Genomic DNA, 18,873 nt, shown 5'->3' with positions numbered 1-18,873 from the left:
TCTTAGTAAATACAAAGCACCATCAAAAATGTTAGATGGAGATTCTTTTTAGGCAGTAATATAACAATACCAATTGGTATATTTGGATCATGGATGAGACGTTATCAAAGGCAGAGCGTACCAGAAAATTTATTATAGAAAAGACAGCCAGTATTTTTAATACACAAGGTTATGCGGGTACCTCTCTATCCGATTTAACACAAGCAACAGGTTTAACCAAAGGTAGTATTTACGGAAATTTCGAAAATAAGGAGCAAGTTGCTTTAGCAGTTTTTGACTATAATTATACCACGATTCTTCGCATCAGTCGTGAATTAATTAATCTGGCTGGCACTTATCGGGAGAAGTTGCTTATCTATTCCAGCGTTTACCATGATTTTATGGAAAGCTCATTTCCGCAAGGAGGATGCCCTATTTTAAATACCGCAATTGAAGCAGACGACACCAATCGTTTGCTAAAAAATAGAGCCGCTGAAGCGATCTTTAAATGGAAGGAAAATATTGTGAAGTTAATTCAGGAAGGATCTCTAGCTGGAGAATTTAAACCTGTAATAGATGAGGCTCAAATGGCCTTGTCCATTATTGCATTAATTGAAGGAGGGGTTATGATTGCTAAGGTGACCGATAGTCAGAAAAATCTGGATGAAGTTTTAAAAACAGTAAAAATGCTGATCGATCAGATGACGGTTAAATAAAATTAGCACAACCCCATTAGGATTGTGCTAATATATAAGAATTACAGGGCTTTAAATAAGACAATCCCATTATGTCCTCCAAAACCGAAGGTATTACTCATTGCCACCTTCACTTTATGGTCTATGGTTTCTTTTAATACGATATTCAGACTCTCTGGGATAATCGGATCAAGGTTCTCTGTATTGATGGTTGGAGGAATGACCTGGTCTTGAATAGAGAGCAGGCAGATAATAGCTTCAATAGCTCCTGCGGCACCTAATAAATGTCCCGTCATCGATTTTGTCGCGCTGATCATCATGTTTGTCTTATTATTTCCAGTTAAAGAAAGCAATGCTTTGATTTCAGAGAGATCACCTACATGAGTAGAAGTTGCATGCATATTCAGGTAATCGACCTCGTTAATAGAGATCCCTGCTTCCTGTAAGGCTAGTTGCATAGCCTTAGCTGCACCAATACCTTCTGGATGAGTGGAAGTCATATGATACGCATCTGAAGTCATGGCAGCCCCGGTTAGTTCGCCGTAAATATGAGCTCCTCTACTAATTGCATGTTCATAATCTTCCAGTATTAACGCTCCTGCGCCTTCAGCCATTACGAAACCATCGCGGTCTACATCAAATGGTCTGGATGCTTGTTCAGGGGCATCGTTTTTAGTAGACATCGCTTTCATGGAACTAAAGCCACCTACGGAAGCCGCAGTGATGGGTGCTTCTGATCCACCGGTTATAATGATTTTTGCTTTTCCCAGCCTGATATAGTTAAAAGCATCCATTATAGCAGTGTTTGAAGTAGCACAAGCTGATACGGTAGTATAATTAATACCCATATACCCATTGCGGATGGAAATCATTCCGGATGACATATTAGCGATTAGCTTAGGAACAAAGAATGGACTGAAACGGGGGTGTCCATCGCCTAAAGCATATCCTTCTACCTGTTCTTCAAATGTCTCCATACCACCTTGTCCAGTTCCCCAGATAACGCCAACGTCAAATGGGTCCATTTTATTCAGGTCAAAACCTGAGTCTTTTATGGCTTCATCTGAAGCAACCAGCGCGTACTGTGTAAAAGGATCAGTCCGTTTTATTTCTGTCCTGTCAAGGAAATCTGCTACATTAAAATCCTTAAGTTCACATGCAAATTGTGTTCTGAATAGAGAAGGGTCAAAACGTGTAATCCTTGCCGCTCCATTTTTTCCAGCGATGATGTTCTTCCAGAAAGTAGCGATATTATTTCCTAAAGGTGTTAGGGCGCCAAGGCCAGTTACCACAACTCTATTTAACATTTATATTTTAATTAATTAAATTCAATATCAAGCAAAGATAGGAATAAAATACCAAATGGTATATTTATTCAATTTTATTGGCTTAGGCTTTAAAATGGGATAGGATACCGTTTAGGGGTCTACCTAATGCATTTAATTTTGATTCCATAAAATACTTCATTTTTCTTTCTACCAGGGGTATAAATAATATTACCTTTCGAAAAAATAACCAAATTATGAAAAAAACCATATTACTAGCTATTTTGTTAGGAAGTCTCTCTTTCAGCTCCTTTGCTCAAGCAAGCAATGAAAAAGTTGTTGAGCTTTTTCAGATTATGAAATCAGATAAAATGATGAATGGCATGATGGACAACATGATGGCAATAATGGGACAACAAGGTGGTATGTTGAAAAATAACGAAGATAACAAGGCGTTTACTGAATACATGAACTATGTTACTCAAGAGGGAAAGTTATTAATGAAAAAAATAATGAATGAAGACATGGTAACTTTATATTCTAAATATTTTACAAATGATGAAATACAATACTATATTGATTTTTATGCTACTCCAGCAGGGAAAAAGATGCTTGAACTGACACCTACCATTCAAAAAGAATTTATGACTTCATTCATGGCGAATGACATGCCGTCTTTTCAAGCGAAATTAAAAGTAAAATTGGAGGAAATGCATAAAAAGTATCCTGCTTCTAATGAGCCGACAGTTAAAAACAAATAAATATGTGGTGGATATATGCTTTATTATCAGCTGTTTTTGCTTCGCTTACAGCCATCTTTGCTAAGATTGGTATAAGCGGAGTCAATTCAGATCTGGCTACAGCGATTCGTACAGTAGTTATCCTTTTTGTGGCATGGGGTATTGCACTATCTAGGGGAGAACTAAAAGGAATAGCCGATCTTTCAAAAACAAATGTACTGTTTCTGATCTTGTCAGGCGTAGCAACAGGCCTTTCCTGGATCTTTTATTTCAAAGCACTGCAAATAGGTAAGGTATCGCAGGTAGCACCGGTAGATAAGCTAAGTGTTGCCTTAACAATCTTATTATCTGTGGTCATTTTAAAAGAAGCCCTCACGATAAAAATGGCGGTAGGTGCGATCCTTATTATCGCTGGAACTTTAGTGCTTATTTTTTAAATAGCTGCATTTTGCAATCTTAATTTTAACATCGGTTAAAACTAGATCCATCTAATTATCGATTAGAAAAAAATAGTACCAATCGAATATTTGAATGCTAAAGACTGCTCATTAAGTGTTGTTCCCTTCCTTATTCCTTTTTTTAAATAAATGGTATTTTGCTAGTTTCCGGTACACATAACCCCTTCGTTTCATCGCTTCCGTTAGAGAAACCTCATTGCTAAAATAATCATCAGAAACTTTAGGAACAGCAATACGCTGTGCACTGTAAATGCCCGAATGTCCACTAAAAATGTACGCTGTAAAACAAGCTATGGCGAACAATAAGGCATGCTGACCACCAAACAATTCTACGCCCATAAAGGTGCAAGCTAATGGGGTATTTGTTGCCCCTGAAAACACGGCAATAAAGCCCAGAGCGGCAAAAAGACTCACAGGTGCATTAAGTATACCGGATAGCGTATTTCCCAACGTCGCGCCAATGTAAAACAGTGGGGTCACTTCTCCACCTTTAAAACCTGTTCCTAATGTTACAGTGGTATAGATGGTCTTCCATAACCAGCTCCAGGTGTCTGATCCGCCTGCCTGAAATGCAGAAGTTAGAGTAATGGCACCTGGATATTCGGCATCAACGCCAAGACTTAGATAATCCGGTTTCCCGATCAGCATCGTTAATCCGATAATAACCAGACCTCCAAATACAGGGATCATCCATTTAAATTTGAATACCTTCAAACAGATCGTTTTGATTTCATTTACCATCCCCGCGAAAAGAAAGCTAGCCAGACCAAATACTGCAGAAGCGACGATAACTTTTCCCATCAATAAGAGATCCGGACGAATGATATTGGAAAGAAGATAAGGGCTGTCCGGCAAGGCCTCGATATGATAGTGCACATGCGATACATGCCAGGCTCCAACTGTCATATCACCGACAACGGCACCAATTAGGGCAGGAATCAACGCGTCGTACTGAATCCTGCCAATAGCTAACACCTCCATGGCAAAAATAGCTCCTGTTACCGGGGTGCCAAATACAGCTCCAAAACCTGCGGCTACACCAGCTGTCAGGATCATACGCATATCCAGACCTTTTAGTTTAAACCAACCGCCAAACATGGCCGCAATACTTCCCCCAATCTGAACTGCCGTTCCTTCTCTTCCTGCTGAACCCCCAAATAAATGTGTAATTACTGTTGTGATCAGGATGACAGGCGTCATTCGCTTAGGAACACCACCCCCCTCCTGATGGATCTCTTCCATGATCAGGTTACTTCCTTTTTCGGAAGATTTTCCAACATACTGATAGATAAAGTGAATTAGCAAACCAGCTAAAGGAAGCAAAAAGAGAATCCATTTATGTTCAAATCGAAAATGAATGGCAGTAGTAAGTAGCCAAAGAAATAAAGCGACTATGCTTCCTATAACTAAGGCAATGGGTACTACAAATAGGGTCCATCTAACCAGATGTTTTATGATAGCAAAATGCTCCTTAAATGATATTGATTTATTATTAGTCATGCTTGAATGGCTCTATTAGATGCCTGTACTTGTTTAAAACCGGTTGTGAATCTCAGTCATAATTCGAACCATTTCTGCCCGTATCTCAGCTGTTGACCTGGTAAAATTGTTATTCATATAAGAAAATATATATTTTTTTCCCTTTCGTGTCACCAGGTAGCCGCTTTGATTATGATTATTAGACAAAGATCCTGTTTTGGCCCATATAAAAGCTTTGCCGTTATCTGTTTTATAAGCGGACTTAAGCGTACCCGAAACCCCGCCGGCAGGAAGCATGCCTAGGAGTCTATTTTCATCACCTACTTTATTCCAGATCTTTTGCAAAAGAGCAACCATAGTAAAGGGCGTAAAGAGATTATGTCTGGAGAGTCCAGAGCCATCTGCCCATTGCGGTTCCTGGGGGAGGTCGTTCAGCAAGTTTTTTTTGCTATATTCAATTATTTTACCGGTATTTAATGGCCCGGGTAGGGTGGAAGAGCATACCAGTAAGAGTTGTTCCGCTATGAAATTATCACTTGGCCATAACATTCTTTTATATACAGAATCAGCAGAGATGCTGTATAGCGTGCTAGCCGTTTCAGGCATATTCATGCTAATCAGTTCCAATGGTTTTTTTAACGTGTCCTGCAATAAGGCTAGCGTGAGTTTATCACTTGTTTTCCATGGAATTTCCTGATTATAATCAAGTGGCACAGTCCCTAAAGGATACCTGAATGTATTACTCATCAAATCTCTTTCTACTGCAAATGACTTGGGATGAAAAGAGCTGTCTGCCTTCAAATAAATTTTTAAAAAGGAAGGGGAGATCTGGAGCCTGCCTTTTTTATCAGCCGAAAGTACAGCTACATTGTCTTCAAGTGGTAAAGCATTAATTTCAGCTTGATAATAAGCGTCGTAGTCTCCGTAAGGCCAGCCCGTTCCATAGAAATTTCCGGAATAGTTTCCCCGGGAATAATAAAGCTTTTGCTTGCTGTTTTTTAGCAGTTCATACGCTTTAGTAGATTTTAATGCGGTATGAAGGAAGGATGGGTCTCCCGTTCCCCAAAAAATAAGTGAGTCTCCTTTGGTTATATAACGTAATCCGGGGATAGAATCGCCCAACATATTCAGGGCTGTATAAAAGGTAAAAAGCTTGGTGTTTGATGCAGGAGTAAAGTACTTATCGCCATTTAAATCATAAATCATCTTCCCATTTTTCATGTCATATAAGGCAAATCCGGTAAAATGGTCAGTGTTGATGGACGAATGGTTGATTAGATTACGGATTTTACTTTTGCTGACCTGCTGAACCCGACAACTTGTAGCTGCAAGAGTGCAAACGAACAGCGTAATAATGATGATTGTTGTTCTTGTATTCATTGATTTATTTGATCTTTGAAGCGTTACTGTTATACTTTCGAAAAATACTCAACATCTTTTGAATTGACTCTATTTTTTAAAGGATGATTGCTGGATTTTTTCAAATACCTATCAGAATGCTGAATATTCTTTCAATTGACCACTCCTTATATCAAGATAATTGCTTTCAGGATTGCTTCCTCAGAATACCTGAATGAAAATCCTATTGACTACCTACATATACCCTTCAATATTGAAGAAATCTTCCATCTACTAATCAAAAATAGTAAAATAGAAACCCTGGGTGGAGTAATAAACGGGGATATAGGCTTAAATTATACTGAACAATTGGCTACAAAGGAATATCTACATACCATAGCTGATTTTGGAGATCTATCTACTTTTAGTGCCTATGAAATAATTGAGGCAGAATTTATAGTTGTCATGTCCCCGATTGTTATAGATAGCAGACCCCATTTAAGAATTACGCATCCAGATGGGAGGTTAACTTATATTGCGGATGGGGTAATGATATCATAAAATCGTCAAGATGATTTTTATCAAAAAAAATCAGTTAACTAAGCAACCTTTTTCAACTTTCATCCGTGATAGATACAAACGGTTAATAAGTAGGGGGTGCTGGATTAATTTCAAACCATTAATTGAAAAGATGAGCCAACTGGGATTGTTTAGTGGATTTACAAATTTTGATTACGGCATCTTCTGCTTTTTGCTTATTTATAAAATAGGCTTAATTATCTATCTCCTGCTCAACATGAAATTTATTTCACAATAAAGATGTTTCAATAACATAATTTGACCAACTAACAAACCTGCAATTTTAATCTGTAAATTCATGAAAAAATATTTTGAGGTAAAAGCAACCTTCAACAATAATGTTACGTGATACTATAAATTAACGTTAAATAAAACAGCAGAAGCCCGTATGGGAGAGGCAGAACTAAATCAACTGATTGCAGGCTGTTTACAGCAAAGCAGAAAAGATCAGAAAATGCTGTATAAGGCACTTTACGGTTTTGCTATGGGTATATGCCTTCGTTACGCGGGCAACCGCTATGAAGCAGCTGAAATTATGAATCAGGGGTTTTTAAAGGTGTTTACTAATCTGCATCAGTATAATCAGGATCGCCCCTTTATTGCCTGGGTTGGACGAATTATGATGAACAAATCTGTGGATTATTACAGGAGTAATATGAAGCTAGCATTTACTGAAGATATTGAAATGGCAATGGATATTGGGCATGATGATCTTCCGGACAGGCAGTTGAACTATAATGATTTGTTAACCATGATTCAGCGATTACCCAATGCATACCGAACCGTATTCAATTTATTTGCTGTTGAGGGTTATTCGCATGAGGAAATTGCAAAAACATTGAATATTAGTGTCGGAACGTCGAAGTCAAACCTGTTTAAAGCCAGGGAAAAATTAAAGACAATGATTCTCCATGCAGATTACGTTACAGATTATAAATCCGGAGCAAATCAGCAGAAAATAATCTCCATCGGTGCTGTTTGTATCAGCATGTCTTTTTTAATCAATACTATAGTCAAATGAGAGCGCCCAACGAAAATAAATTGGATCAGTTATTCAAAGCCGGCTTAGCCGCCTCTGATAATCCTATTGCTTTTTGGGAGCATGATTGGGTGGAGATGCGTAAATTACTTAAAAAAAACTCCAGTCAAATAAGCGCCATCTATCCATTTGTTTATTATGCTTCTGGTATTGCTGCAATATTATTACTCACAATAGGATTGTTTTTGCTAGATCAACAACATACAGGCAATCTCCCTAATGATAAATTCACTAAACGGGTCATTAAATCACAACAGGATCACCTGAAAAATAATTTAGATCAGAATTCTAGAGCTAGTTTACCAGTGGGTAAAAAGAAATCGGATAGTAAGCTGCTGAATAATCCGAAGAACGAATATGTACAATCTATATTAATTCTCGGTAATTCAAGTAGTTACTACAATCAGGACATCCTTAAAAAGCTTCAGCAGATCGGTGTAAATGCAGATTTGTTCAGTAAGAGCAATCAGGGTAAAGAATTACCTAATATGCTGAGTAAACTAAATGTTATTCCTGAACCTATAGCATCGGAAGATCCTTCTCTTCCTGTTGAAAGGGAGAAAGCACAACCAAAGAAGCCCTTCATTAAAATAAGCCCTGTTTTTACTTTAAGTTTACTGGCAGCACCCGATATAAATGGGGTTAATTCCCTCAATAATGGGCAAATAGGAGGGAACCTGGGATTCCAATTGGGTATTAAGCTGTCACAAAAATGGAGTATCAGTACTGGGGCTGTTTATGCAGTTAAGCCATATGGAATCAATATTAATACCAATACCACGAATTATACGGCTAATGGAACTTATGCACAACCACTAAATTATATTGATGCAAACTGCAGCGTTCTGGATATACCTCTCAACCTCAATTACCGGCTATACAACAAGGGCAAAAATACCCTTGTTGTGGGTACCGGATTATCATCCTATTTTATGCTGAGGGAAACCTACCGGTATGACTATGGACCAGAGTACAGCACGGTTCAGATTAAAAATAGGAATCAGCATATTATGGGTGTGCTGAACCTGAATACTACCTATATGAGGCGGGTGAATTCTAAATTCAGCATCATAGCTCAACCTTACATCAAATTGCCATTAACCGGTATCGGTAATGGACGTGTAGACTTGCAATCCACAGGTATTGGTTTAGGAGTAAACTGGAACTTAAATTTAAAACAGAAATCCAAATAAGCTTATGAAATATATCGCTTTTGTTTTACTTGCCTGGTTCAGTAGTAACTATGCAGGACAGGACACTTATGTCTGTAAAAATGCCAGAATTAGCCTTTATTCAGAAGCTCCATTGGAAAATATTGATGCCACTTCTACTAAGGGAACTTCCGTATTTAATGCAACAACAGGTGAGTTGGCTTTTCAGGTACCCATCAGGTCTTTCCAGTTCGAGAAATCGCTGATGCAGGAACATTTTAATGAAAATTTTTTAGAAAGCGACAAGTTCCCACGAGCCTCATTTAAAGGGAGGATACAGGAGCAGGTGGATGAACAGAAAGATGGCACTTACCCGATTACCGTAAAAGGTATTTTGGATGTACATGGGGTTAAGCAGAACCGCACGATAAAAGGAAACATCAGGGTAAACAAAGGGAGTGTAAGTATGGCCTCCGAATTCATGGTATTATGTAAGGATCACCAAATTAAAATTCCACAACTTGTATTCAAAAAAATTGCGGAATCCATCCAGATAAAGGTGGCTGCAACGTACTCAACCTACACTAAATAAAAACCTTTCAATTCAGAATTTATGAAAAATCAGGTCATACTTATACTGTTGGTTTTTATTGCGGGTGCCATTAGAGCACAGGATACCTCCGCAGTAAATAATTCAGGAACAGACTCTTTGCTAAACAGCCTGACTGACAGTTCGACATCAGAACCTGTGATGGCCTCCTTTAAATCTACGCGTCTCATTTTATCAGAAACGGCAGTAACCAATAAGAAAAATAACTTCAATTTCGTGGTCATACATCGCTTTGGTGACATTGCAGGGACCGATGGGGGAGGCAAAACTCTTTGGGGCTTTGATAACTCATCCGACATTTATATTGGGTTTGAATTCGGTTTGACCAATAAACTGGATATAGATTTTGGCCGCAGTAAATATGAACAGTTGCTGGAACTGGGCCTGAAATACAGTTTACTGCAACAAACAGTGGACGATGCCATGCCCGTAGCCGTAACTCTGATTGGAAAAACAGGATTAAAACCTTATGAAGTCAGCACGAATATATTTGACGATTACACCAACAGGCTGAATTACTTTGTACAAGCCGTTATCGCCCGTAAGTTCTCCTCACGACTTTCCCTGCAGATAGCTCCTTCTTTTTTGCGTACCAATCTGCCTTTTCCCTATCTGACTGGAAATGAGAAAGACTTTTTCGCCTTATCTGCTGCCGGGCGTTTAAAAGTGACCAAACGAATGGGTATTGTACTGGATTATGCCCATCCCTTTTCTTCTTTCAGAAGTGATAATGAGAGCCCTAAGTTTTATGATCCATCTGGTATTGCCGTAGAGATTGAAACGGGGGGACATATTTTTACTATGAATTTTACCAACGCACAGGCTATTTCGCCTATTAATTACCTGAGTGATACCGAATCAAAATGGACAAAAGGTCAATACCGTTTTGGGTTTACCGTTACGCGTGTATTCGACTTCAACCGTAAGCATAAAAGTATTTATAAATAAATCAAATTATCATGGAAAGACAAGAATTTTTAACCAAATTAGGAATTAGCCTTGCTGCAGTATGCGTTGGCTGCAATCTCGCTTCATGCGGCAGTGATGCCAAGAGTGATGACCCTACACCTACCCCTGATCCTGGAACCGGTCCGATGATTAGTGTAAATCTGGATACCGAAATAAAAAACATAGGCGATTTTAAAGTAGCTGGAGGTGTAATACTAGTTCGCTTAGCACAAGCCAATGCGGCAGATTCATTTACTGCCGTACAGGTTGCCTGTACCCATCAGGGAACATCCATCAATTACAATACAGCTCAGGGAAAATTTATTTGTCCCAACCATTTGAGTGAATTCAGTACCGCGGGTGCTGTGCTAAAAGGCCCGGCGGTTACAGCACTGAAAAAATATACCGTGACCATTACCGGAAGTGCATTAACTGTTACTGCATAAAGAAACCGGCACAAAGCTGTAGAGAATTGTGCCGGTTAAAATAACAAACCACATTTATACTTCCACAGTGAGATTGTTACCTTCTTTCTGAAGGTTGGATGCACTATTATACTACCTTTATGCAGACAATTAAGACCTATTTCAGCATATCCGGAATTTGAATTTTTAGGTTGCTGTACTAATTGTCCCTAAAAAACCAGAATAACGTGAATTTAACATCCAAGAAAAATACAATCAGTTTTATGACACACATGGCAAGAAGTAGCAGGAACGCTTTCTTTGAAGGAATAAAACCATTTGTTTTGCTTCTGTTTTTTATCCTTGCTGCCAGTGCCTTAAAAGCTCAGGTTCGTGCGATGACTAATTTTGACAGTGATTGGCACTTTATAAAGGAAGATATTAGCGGAGCAGAAAAGCCTGTTTATAATGATAGTAAATGGCGGATCTTAAATGTACCGCATGACTGGAGCATTGAAGGACCTTACAATCAAACGAACCTGACAGCCAGGGGTGGAGGTTATTTACCTTCGGGTATAGGCTGGTATCGTAAATCTTTTAGCTTGAATGAATCCGATGCCGGAAGGCTTCATTCCATTGAGTTTGATGGTGTGATGGCCAATAGTGACGTATGGATCAACGGCTTTCATTTAGGAAAAAGGCCTTACGGTTATAGCAGCTTTAGCTACGATTTAACCAAGCACCTCAATTATGGTAAAGGCAAAATAAATACAATTGCAGTAAAGGCTGATAATACCATTCAGCCTGCATCCCGCTATTATACCGGCGCAGGGATTTATCGTCATGTACGTCTTGTCTCTGTAAATGCTGTTCACTTTTCACAATGGGGAACCTACATCACGACACCACTCGCCACTGCTCAAAAAGCAACGGTCAATTTAAAAGCTGAAGTAGTCAATTCTGGCACTCAAAGTAAAGAATACATAGTCTCAACAACCCTTCTGGATGCTGCAGGAAAAACGGTTAAAACGCAGGAGAGTAAACAAAATATAGCTGCAGGTGCAACCGTTCAGTTTGTTCAGGAAATCACGCTTAATAACCCTCAGTTATGGGATATTGAGGTTCCTTATTTATATCAGGCTGTAACTAAGGTACTATCAGTAGGAACCGTTCTGGACGATCAGACACTTTCCTTTGGAATAAGGGATGCCAAATTTGATTCAGCAGAAGGCTTCCTGTTAAACGGTAAACACTATAAAATTAAAGGTGTTTGCTTGCACCATGATGGTGGTGCTGTAGGAGCAGCAGTACCTATTCGTGTGTGGGAGCAACGTTTCAAATTATTAAAACAGGTCGGCGTGAATGGTATCCGTACCTCACATAACCCGGTAGCTCCTGAATTTCTTGACCTTTGCGATCGCATGGGTTTTGTCGTCATGAATGAAACTTTTGATACCTGGACGGAGGCGAAGCATAACGGTGAGATGGGTTACAACCAGTACTGGGCAAAATGGTGGGAACAGGATACACGTGATATGGTTATGCGCGACCGTAATCACCCTTCTGTCATCATTTATAGCATCGGAAACGAAATTCATGACAACCTGAATGATCCTAAGGGGTTTAAGATGTATAAAGATCAGCAAGATCTGGTACACAAACTTGACCCAAGTCGTCCTGTTACAATGGCTCTTTTCCGTCCCGCAGTTTCCAAGGTTTACACGAATGGCTTTGCTGAAACCATGGATGTGGTAGGTCAGAATTATCGGGAAAATGAACTTCTTGCAGCGCATGAGGCTCATCCGGACTGGAAAGTGATTGGTACTGAAAATACACATGTATTAAGTATGTGGCTGGCTTTAAGGGATCATCCTTACATGTCGGGTCAGTTTTTATGGACAGGATTTGATTATTTAGGAGAGGCTGACTGGCCAGAAATAACCAACAATCAGGGATTATTTGACCGTGCCGGTAATTGGAAACCAGCAGGTCTTCAAAGACAAAGCTGGTGGAGTGACAAACCGGTAGTACATCTCGTTAGAAAATCAGATAATGCAGGAGCAGGTACCTGGGTAGCCAATTGGACGCCAACAGATTTTGATACCTATGACAATGCAAAAGTTCAGGTTTACAGTAACTGCGAAGAAGTAGAGCTCTTTCTAAATGGAAAAACACTGGGTGTTTTGCCTAAACCAGCAAACGACTCTCCCAGAGAGTACGATGTTACATTTGAAGAAGGAACCATTAAAGTGGTAGGTAAAAATAAAGGGAAAGAAGTGGCCTTTGAGGAATTTAAATCAGCAGGCGCAGCAGCAAAAATCATATTGACAACCGACCATACTACGCTTTCTTCCGGCAAGGGCGATGTTACCTTTGTTTATGCTACTTTGGTGGATGCAAAAGGTATTCCATGTCCAAATGCGATTAACCTGATTAAGTTTGATATTTCCGGACCAGCAATAATTAAAGCCGTTGACAATGGTGATATTTTAAGTCATGAATTGTACCAGGCATCTCAACGTTTCGCTTACAATGGAAAGGTAATCGCAATTATTGAAGCTAAGAAAGGAAGCGGGAAAGTGACCGTAAAGGCTGAGTCTGCTTCATTACAAGCAGGAATGCTAAGTTTAGAGGTTGAACTGTAACCATCTATTACGTTACTCGTTAATTATATTTAGACCATAAATCATTGATTTTAGCCATATTAATTATAATATTGCATTTATGACTGGTAATGCAATGTTAATATGATGGTACCTATTTATGATTACAAGTATAGAAACCTGGTGATTTTTCTACTTCTTCTTTTACCGATTGCAGATGCTTTTGCACAATCACCCTGGAAATTAAACACGGAAAAGGATGGCATTCGAGTATTCTCCCGTACTGTTCCCGACTCAAAAGTCAAAGCGCTTAAAATAGAATGTGTGTTAAAAACGACTCTTTCTCAATTAGTCACTTTACTGTTGGATGTAAATGAAACGGATCAATGGGTATATCATACCAAGACTTGTGTTTTAGTACGTAAAGTTTCGCCTTCAGATATTTATTACTATGCAGAGGTTAGCTTGCCATGGCCTATGGAAAACCGTGATTTTGTGGTCCATATACGTGTTTTTCAAAATCCTCAAACAAAGATTGTCACAATTGATGCTCCGTCAGTATCCGACATTGTACCTGTTAAAAAAGGAATTGTACGAATTAGTCACTCGAAGGGATTCTGGAAAATCATACCCTTAGACCAAAACCTGGTTAAGGTAGAATACAGTCTGCAGGTAGATCCCGGAGGTATTATCCCCGCCTGGATGGTCAATACCTTTGCCGCTCAGGGACCACTTCAAAGTTTCAGGAATATGAAAGGCCAATTAACGCATCCAAAATATAGAAATGCTACGCTTCCTTTTATTGTGAACTGGTAAGAAATAAAGAAAACACAAGGCCGTAATATCCATAATCCGGTAATTGTTACCTATTTTTGATCATTAAACGAGATGGATATTAACGAACTAGTAGCAGCATATAAACGTCTTCGCATAGAGCAAGTGATTGATTATACAAAATTCAATCTGATCGCTATTGATCATCACTCTACTCGTATTGAAGGTTCTACGCTTACTGAAGTTGAAGCTCAGGTCTTGATTAATGAAGGCCTCACTCCTAAAGGAAAACCACTTGAGGAAAGCTTAATGCTTACGGATCATCACGCCGCTCTTCTTTTCACAATAGAGCAGGCTAAAGGAAAGAAAATCTTAACGGTTCCAGTACTACAAAAAATCAATTCGTTGGTGATGAAAAGTACTGGCAAAGTGTATAATACAATGCTAGGAACTGTGGATTCAACAACTGGCGCATTTCGTAAGGGCAATGTAACCGCTGGAAGTTCTTATTTCCCAAACTTTGATAAAGTAGAACGACTAACATTGGAACTAGTCAATCAACTTAATGAGCGCATGAGTAAACCCCTCTCATTGGATGAGCAGTTAAACCTGTCTTTTGATGCTCATTTTAACCTGGTAAGTATCCATCCTTTCTACGATGGAAATGGTAGAACTTCAAGACTGTTAATGAATTACTTACAAACCTATTATGATTTGCCTTTGGCTATTGTTCATAGTGAAAATAAAGTCGGATATATTCAGGCGCTGATCGATACCAGAGAGAATGCAGACATTCAACGATTCAGAAACTTTATGGTTGAAGAGTATGCGGCCCTGCTAAAAAAAGAAATTGAACGATTTAAAGCAATGGACAAACCTTCTAAAGGGACAGGCTTTAATTTGCTTTTTTAATTCAGGTTATTAGTCGACATTAGGAGTGATCCAACCACGACGTTCATATGAAACAGGAAAAAATGAATTAAGATGTTTTTCATCAACTTGCCCAAGAAATGAATAAGGTATCCATTTACGATAATTAAAACCTAAGTTCAATAAATACCCCCCCTTACCCTGCAACCGCCCCTGCAACCACCCCTGCAAACTGCAATATAAAAGCCGTCCCCTGATTTTTAGCCGATTGTACCTGAATATTTCCTTTATGCAACAGCATAATCTGCTTGCATAAACTCAACCCAATACCACTACCTGTTTTGCGGGTGCTAAAAAAAGGAATAAAGATCTTATCCAGTAATTCCATAGGAATTCCAGAACCATTGTCCGTTATTTTGACAAGCGTTTTGTTTTTTTGTATTTCAGCCGAAAGGGTAATTCGAGGCTGTTCGCTATCTTTAACAGCTTCTATGGCATTGACCAGCAAGTTGATCAGCACCTGCTCGATCAGATGCACATCCGCCTCGACCGTCAAACCCGGATCGCGGAGTATGATCTCCAGCTCAATTCCCTTCTTTTCAAGTGTAGGACGCATCAGATTGTTTAAGTCCTCAAACAAGTTGCGCAATCTTATCCTGGTTACATCAGGTTTAGTAATTTTGTTCAGGTTTCGGTAGCTTTCAGTGAACTTAAGCAAACCATCACTACGCTTTTTTATCGTGTCAATCCCAAGTTCAATATCTTCCAACTCTTCGGTAAGCGTACTATTTACTAAATCGGGACTCTGTAATCGCTTTTTAAGCGTATCGGCAAGAGAAGATATAGGTGCTACCGAATTCATAATTTCATGCGTCATTACATTTAGCAGCTTCTGCCATGCTTTTGATTCCGTCTCGTCAATGGCCTCACTAACATTTTGAAATGCAATCAGTTTATTCACCTGCTGGTCCGTACGCATGATACTGGCCGATACCAGGATCTTAATAACCTGCTGGTTGCGGGTCAAGCTGATCACATTACTTTCTCCCGGTTTAAGTTGAATGATCTCTTTGTAAAAAGCCGTTTCCCGCTTCTCTAAAGAATGAATTGTTTTTATATAGGGAATATCAACCAGTCTTTTAAAAGATTCATTTACCCAACTGACCGCTCCTGATTCAATCTCGTAAGACAAAATTCCTGTGTCAACAAGTTCAAGGATCTTTTGCAGATACTGGTATTGCGTCTCCCTTTCCCGGCTGATTAACTTGAAAGTTGCGTTAATATCATTAAACCCCTGTCGAATCAATTTGAGTTCTGCAGGCGCTTTGAGTACATTAAAATGACGCGAAAAATCCCGATAACTTACTGATTCTATAAATTGGCTTACCTCCTGCAAAACCCTCCGCTGAAAGCGTATCATGTCAACAACTATATACGCTACCAGGGGCAGTGTAATCAGTAGATACAAATGCATGCCCTTAACAAACGCGAAAGAGGTGGCCGCTAATGCTCCCAATAGCAGGGCAACCCGCAGCAACAGTCGCCATTCATATCTTTTAAATATCATACTTACTCAGTCTGCGATATAATGCGGTTCGCGTTAATCCTAGTTCTTTTGCCGCCTTGGTGATGTTTCCGCTATGCTTTTCTATTACTCTTAGAATCGCATTTTTCTCCATTGCGCTGAGGGGTACATTATCCTGATCTATACTCACGTCAGGATGGCTTTCCAATATGGAGAACAGGAGATCCTCTGCTTTAATTATAGGCTCATCGGCCATAATAACCGCTCTTTCAATCGCATACTGCAGCTCACGCACATTTCCGGGATAAGCATACGCAATTAGCTTTTGTAAGGCTGCCGAATCAAAATCTACAGCCGGCTTCATGTATTTGTCCGCATATAAATTGGCAAAATGGTGGGCCAAAACCGCTATATCTTCCTTCCGTTTCCGAAGTGGCGGCATCGTGATTTCTACCGTATTGATCCGGTAGATTAAATCTTTCCTAAACCTCGTTTCGTTTGCCAGTTCATGAAGAGGTAAGTTGGTGGCACAGATCAGACGAATGTCTATATCTGCCGCTTTGTTTGTCCCCAGCCGGGTGACTTGTCTGTTTTGTAATACCGTCAATAATTTAGCTTGTTGCTGCAAGGAGATATTACCAATTTCATCCAAAAATAAGGTGCCTCCTTGCGCCTCCTCAAAGCGTCCCTGCCGGTCTTCGCGCGCATCGGTAAAGGCGCCTTTTTTATGTCCGAATAACTCACTTTCAAACAGTGTATCGGTCAATGCCCCGACATCTACTTTTATGAAAGGAAACTTTGCTCTCAAAGATTGTTCATGGATCGCTTTCGCCATCAGGTCTTTACCTGTTCCATTTTCTCCCAAGAGTAATATATTCGCATCAGTAGGGGCAATTTTTTTTACTTTATGAAAAATATCCAGCATCACATCCGACTCCCCAAGAATGGAAGTGGTACCAGCTTTTCCTTTCAAAGCGGCAACAGTATTTTTAGGCCCTTCCCTTTTATCCAGCAGGTCTTTAATGGTATCAATCAGCTTTTCATTATGCCATGGTTTAACGATAAAATCATTTGCCCCTTCCTTTAGAGACCGTACTGCGATATCAATGTCGCCATAAGCCGTTATCATAACCACACAGGCAGTAGGTTTCCATTCTTTTATTTTGCGCAACCAATAGATCCCCTCATTTCCTGTATTGATCGCACTGTTGTAATTCATGTCCAGCAATACCAGGTCAATCGCGTTACGCTGTAATAAAGCATGCAGGTTCTCCGGATTCTTTTCTGTTATAACTTCATGCACTTCTTTTTTAAGCAAAAGTTTTACGGCGGTAAGCACATCCGGATCGTCGTCAACAATTAATATAGTTGCTTTTTTAAGAATCATGATTGAGTTTAGCGGTTTAATTGAATAAATTTAAAAGTAATAGTGTAAAATTCAGATTAGTAAAATTTGATTTTACCTCAAGGATTCTCTTAGATTATATATCGTTTCCGTGTCTGTAATTTCAATAAAGCCTTTTTTAATAGGCCATTAATTAAAGCTTTGTCACCGCTCCATACTTTATAGCCAAAATTAATGGAATACGCAATATAAGAGATGTCTTTAGGGTCAACATCATGCACTAATTTTTCAGCCTGCAACCAGGAGGAAAGCTTTATCTGTTCTTCAGAAATAAATGTGATGTGTCTGTAGATTTGAAATTCTGCTTCCTGTACTTGTTCAAGTGACAATTTAGATATCTTTATAAGCTTAGGGTAGTGTTGTCTAATCTCCCTCCTTAAAAAGTCAGGTGATATAAAATTTAATTGTGATGTAGAGTTCATGAGTAAATCCCCAATCTTTCCATTAGTGTTCAGAATGCCACTAAAAATAATATTTGCATCAACAATAATGTTCATTTAGTAAAGCGGCTTTTATTCTTGCTCCACCAGGATTCATTTACCTCATCGGCAAGCTGATCCACATCCGCTTGTGTTGCTTTGCTTTCCTCGGTAGCTTCCAAATAATTAACATACTCGATAAGGCGCTGAAATCCAAAAGGTTCAATGCCTGAAGAAAGCGTGATCTTGATCTGATTGTTCTCTATGCGTTCTATTAACATACTAGTAAATTTACAAATTATTTCGTATTAAACCCGTACCTTGAAAAGCGTAGGTTGTTTTTCCTTCAACGCTATTAATTGGATGGAATATGTACTTTCATGCAGATGCATCACAGCATTGCTTGGTTGATTTTTATACAACATTGTAATAGTAAGTTAGGAGTCACGTTCAACTCTCTTATATATAATGTAGGAGGTATTTAGCACCCATAGTCGTCCCATCTCCCTTGCTCGTTCGCTTAGACTCGGACCACCAAGCGTCCACGAAGCGAGGAGCAAGGAACAACCATCGAAGCAGCATCCTTGCCGTT

General features: G+C 39.3%; 19 protein-coding genes. 12 read left to right on the top strand and 7 right to left on the bottom strand.

The window, feature by feature from the left end; genetic code table 11:
* Positions 1 to 89 precede the first annotated feature (89 nt).
* Entirely contained in the window at positions 90 to 695 is a 606-nt protein-coding gene (locus tag BFL47_RS14885) for a TetR/AcrR family transcriptional regulator (RefSeq protein WP_069660593.1), read from the top strand.
* Between the two features lie 41 nt (positions 696 to 736).
* On the opposite strand, the gene fabF is transcribed toward BFL47_RS14885, so the two are convergent.
* Entirely contained in the window at positions 737 to 1,981 is a 1,245-nt protein-coding gene (gene fabF / locus BFL47_RS14880; protein WP_069660592.1) for a beta-ketoacyl-ACP synthase II, read from the bottom strand.
* 215 nt (positions 1,982 to 2,196) lie between these two features.
* Between fabF and BFL47_RS14875 the strand changes: the two genes are divergently transcribed.
* Positions 2,197 to 2,700, top strand: a complete 504-nt coding sequence (locus tag BFL47_RS14875) for a DUF2059 domain-containing protein (RefSeq protein WP_069660591.1) — start codon at positions 2,197 to 2,199, stop codon at positions 2,698 to 2,700.
* A gap of 2 nt (positions 2,701 to 2,702) precedes the next feature.
* Positions 2,703 to 3,116 carry an EamA family transporter gene (locus BFL47_RS14870; RefSeq protein ID WP_069660590.1) on the top strand — a complete coding sequence of 138 codons (414 nt, stop codon included), beginning with the start codon at positions 2,703 to 2,705 and terminating at the stop codon, positions 3,114 to 3,116.
* 111 nt (positions 3,117 to 3,227) lie between these two features.
* On the opposite strand, the gene BFL47_RS14865 is transcribed toward BFL47_RS14870, so the two are convergent.
* Positions 3,228 to 4,637, bottom strand: a complete 1,410-nt coding sequence (locus BFL47_RS14865; RefSeq protein WP_069660589.1) for a voltage-gated chloride channel family protein — start codon at positions 4,635 to 4,637, stop codon at positions 3,228 to 3,230.
* Positions 4,638 to 4,670: 33 nt separating this feature from the next.
* A complete protein-coding gene (locus BFL47_RS14860) occupies positions 4,671 to 5,996 on the bottom strand; it encodes a D-alanyl-D-alanine carboxypeptidase/D-alanyl-D-alanine-endopeptidase (protein WP_069660588.1) in 1,326 nt (441 codons plus the stop codon).
* Positions 5,997 to 6,131: 135 nt separating this feature from the next.
* Between BFL47_RS14860 and BFL47_RS14855 the strand changes: the two genes are divergently transcribed.
* The 9 genes from BFL47_RS14855 (at position 6,132) to BFL47_RS14810 (ending at position 14,974) form a co-directional block, all read left to right on the top strand.
* Entirely contained in the window at positions 6,132 to 6,515 is a 384-nt protein-coding gene (locus BFL47_RS14855; RefSeq protein ID WP_069660587.1) for a hypothetical protein, read from the top strand.
* Between the two features lie 406 nt (positions 6,516 to 6,921).
* Complete coding sequence (locus tag BFL47_RS14845; protein WP_069660585.1) at positions 6,922 to 7,554, top strand: RNA polymerase sigma factor; 633 nt, start codon at positions 6,922 to 6,924, stop codon at positions 7,552 to 7,554.
* A complete protein-coding gene (locus tag BFL47_RS14840) occupies positions 7,551 to 8,765 on the top strand; it encodes a hypothetical protein (RefSeq protein ID WP_069660584.1) in 1,215 nt (404 codons plus the stop codon). Before BFL47_RS14845 ends, BFL47_RS14840 begins: the two co-directional genes overlap by 4 nt.
* Before the next feature lie 4 nt (positions 8,766 to 8,769).
* Entirely contained in the window at positions 8,770 to 9,315 is a 546-nt protein-coding gene (locus tag BFL47_RS14835) for a YceI family protein (protein ID WP_069660583.1), read from the top strand.
* 21 nt (positions 9,316 to 9,336) lie between these two features.
* On the top strand, positions 9,337 to 10,281 hold the full coding sequence (locus tag BFL47_RS14830; protein WP_069660582.1) for a DUF5777 family beta-barrel protein: 945 nt from the start codon (positions 9,337 to 9,339) through the stop codon (positions 10,279 to 10,281).
* Positions 10,282 to 10,292: 11 nt separating this feature from the next.
* The gene (locus tag BFL47_RS14825) at positions 10,293 to 10,727 is read left to right on the top strand and encodes a QcrA and Rieske domain-containing protein (protein ID WP_069660581.1); all 435 of its coding nucleotides are present in this window, start codon (positions 10,293 to 10,295) and stop codon (positions 10,725 to 10,727) included.
* Between the two features lie 251 nt (positions 10,728 to 10,978).
* Positions 10,979 to 13,330 carry a glycoside hydrolase family 2 TIM barrel-domain containing protein gene (locus tag BFL47_RS14820; protein ID WP_083257207.1) on the top strand — a complete coding sequence of 784 codons (2,352 nt, stop codon included), beginning with the start codon at positions 10,979 to 10,981 and terminating at the stop codon, positions 13,328 to 13,330.
* A 102-nt stretch (positions 13,331 to 13,432) separates the two neighbouring features.
* Positions 13,433 to 14,104: an START domain-containing protein gene (locus BFL47_RS14815; protein WP_083257206.1), complete on the top strand. Its 672-nt coding sequence runs from the start codon at positions 13,433 to 13,435 to the stop codon at positions 14,102 to 14,104.
* 72 nt (positions 14,105 to 14,176) lie between these two features.
* Complete coding sequence (locus tag BFL47_RS14810) at positions 14,177 to 14,974, top strand: Fic family protein (protein ID WP_069660580.1); 798 nt, start codon at positions 14,177 to 14,179, stop codon at positions 14,972 to 14,974.
* 154 nt (positions 14,975 to 15,128) lie between these two features.
* Here BFL47_RS14810 and BFL47_RS14805 read toward each other — a convergent pair whose 3' ends face one another.
* The 4 genes from BFL47_RS14805 to BFL47_RS14790 all read right to left on the bottom strand — a co-directional run bounded on the left by BFL47_RS14805 (position 15,129) and on the right by BFL47_RS14790 (position 18,562).
* Entirely contained in the window at positions 15,129 to 16,499 is a 1,371-nt protein-coding gene (locus tag BFL47_RS14805; RefSeq protein WP_069660579.1) for a sensor histidine kinase, read from the bottom strand.
* Complete coding sequence (locus BFL47_RS14800; protein WP_069660578.1) at positions 16,489 to 17,844, bottom strand: sigma-54-dependent transcriptional regulator; 1,356 nt, start codon at positions 17,842 to 17,844, stop codon at positions 16,489 to 16,491. Before BFL47_RS14800 ends, BFL47_RS14805 begins: the two co-directional genes overlap by 11 nt.
* 89 nt (positions 17,845 to 17,933) lie before the next feature.
* Positions 17,934 to 18,359 (bottom strand): PIN domain-containing protein, encoded by a 426-nt coding sequence (locus BFL47_RS14795; protein ID WP_069660577.1) that lies wholly within the window; start codon positions 18,357 to 18,359, stop codon positions 17,934 to 17,936.
* Positions 18,356 to 18,562 carry a hypothetical protein gene (locus BFL47_RS14790; RefSeq protein WP_069660576.1) on the bottom strand — a complete coding sequence of 69 codons (207 nt, stop codon included), beginning with the start codon at positions 18,560 to 18,562 and terminating at the stop codon, positions 18,356 to 18,358. Before BFL47_RS14790 ends, BFL47_RS14795 begins: the two co-directional genes overlap by 4 nt.
* Between the last annotated feature and the right edge of the window lie 311 nt (positions 18,563 to 18,873).

The organism is Arcticibacter eurypsychrophilus, assembly GCF_001730525.1.
In the GTDB taxonomy this organism is placed as follows: Bacteria; Bacteroidota; Bacteroidia; order Sphingobacteriales; family Sphingobacteriaceae; genus Arcticibacter; species Arcticibacter eurypsychrophilus.
The sequence above is the reverse complement of the archived record's forward strand: the minus strand, read 5'-3'. Positions and strand labels throughout refer to the sequence as shown.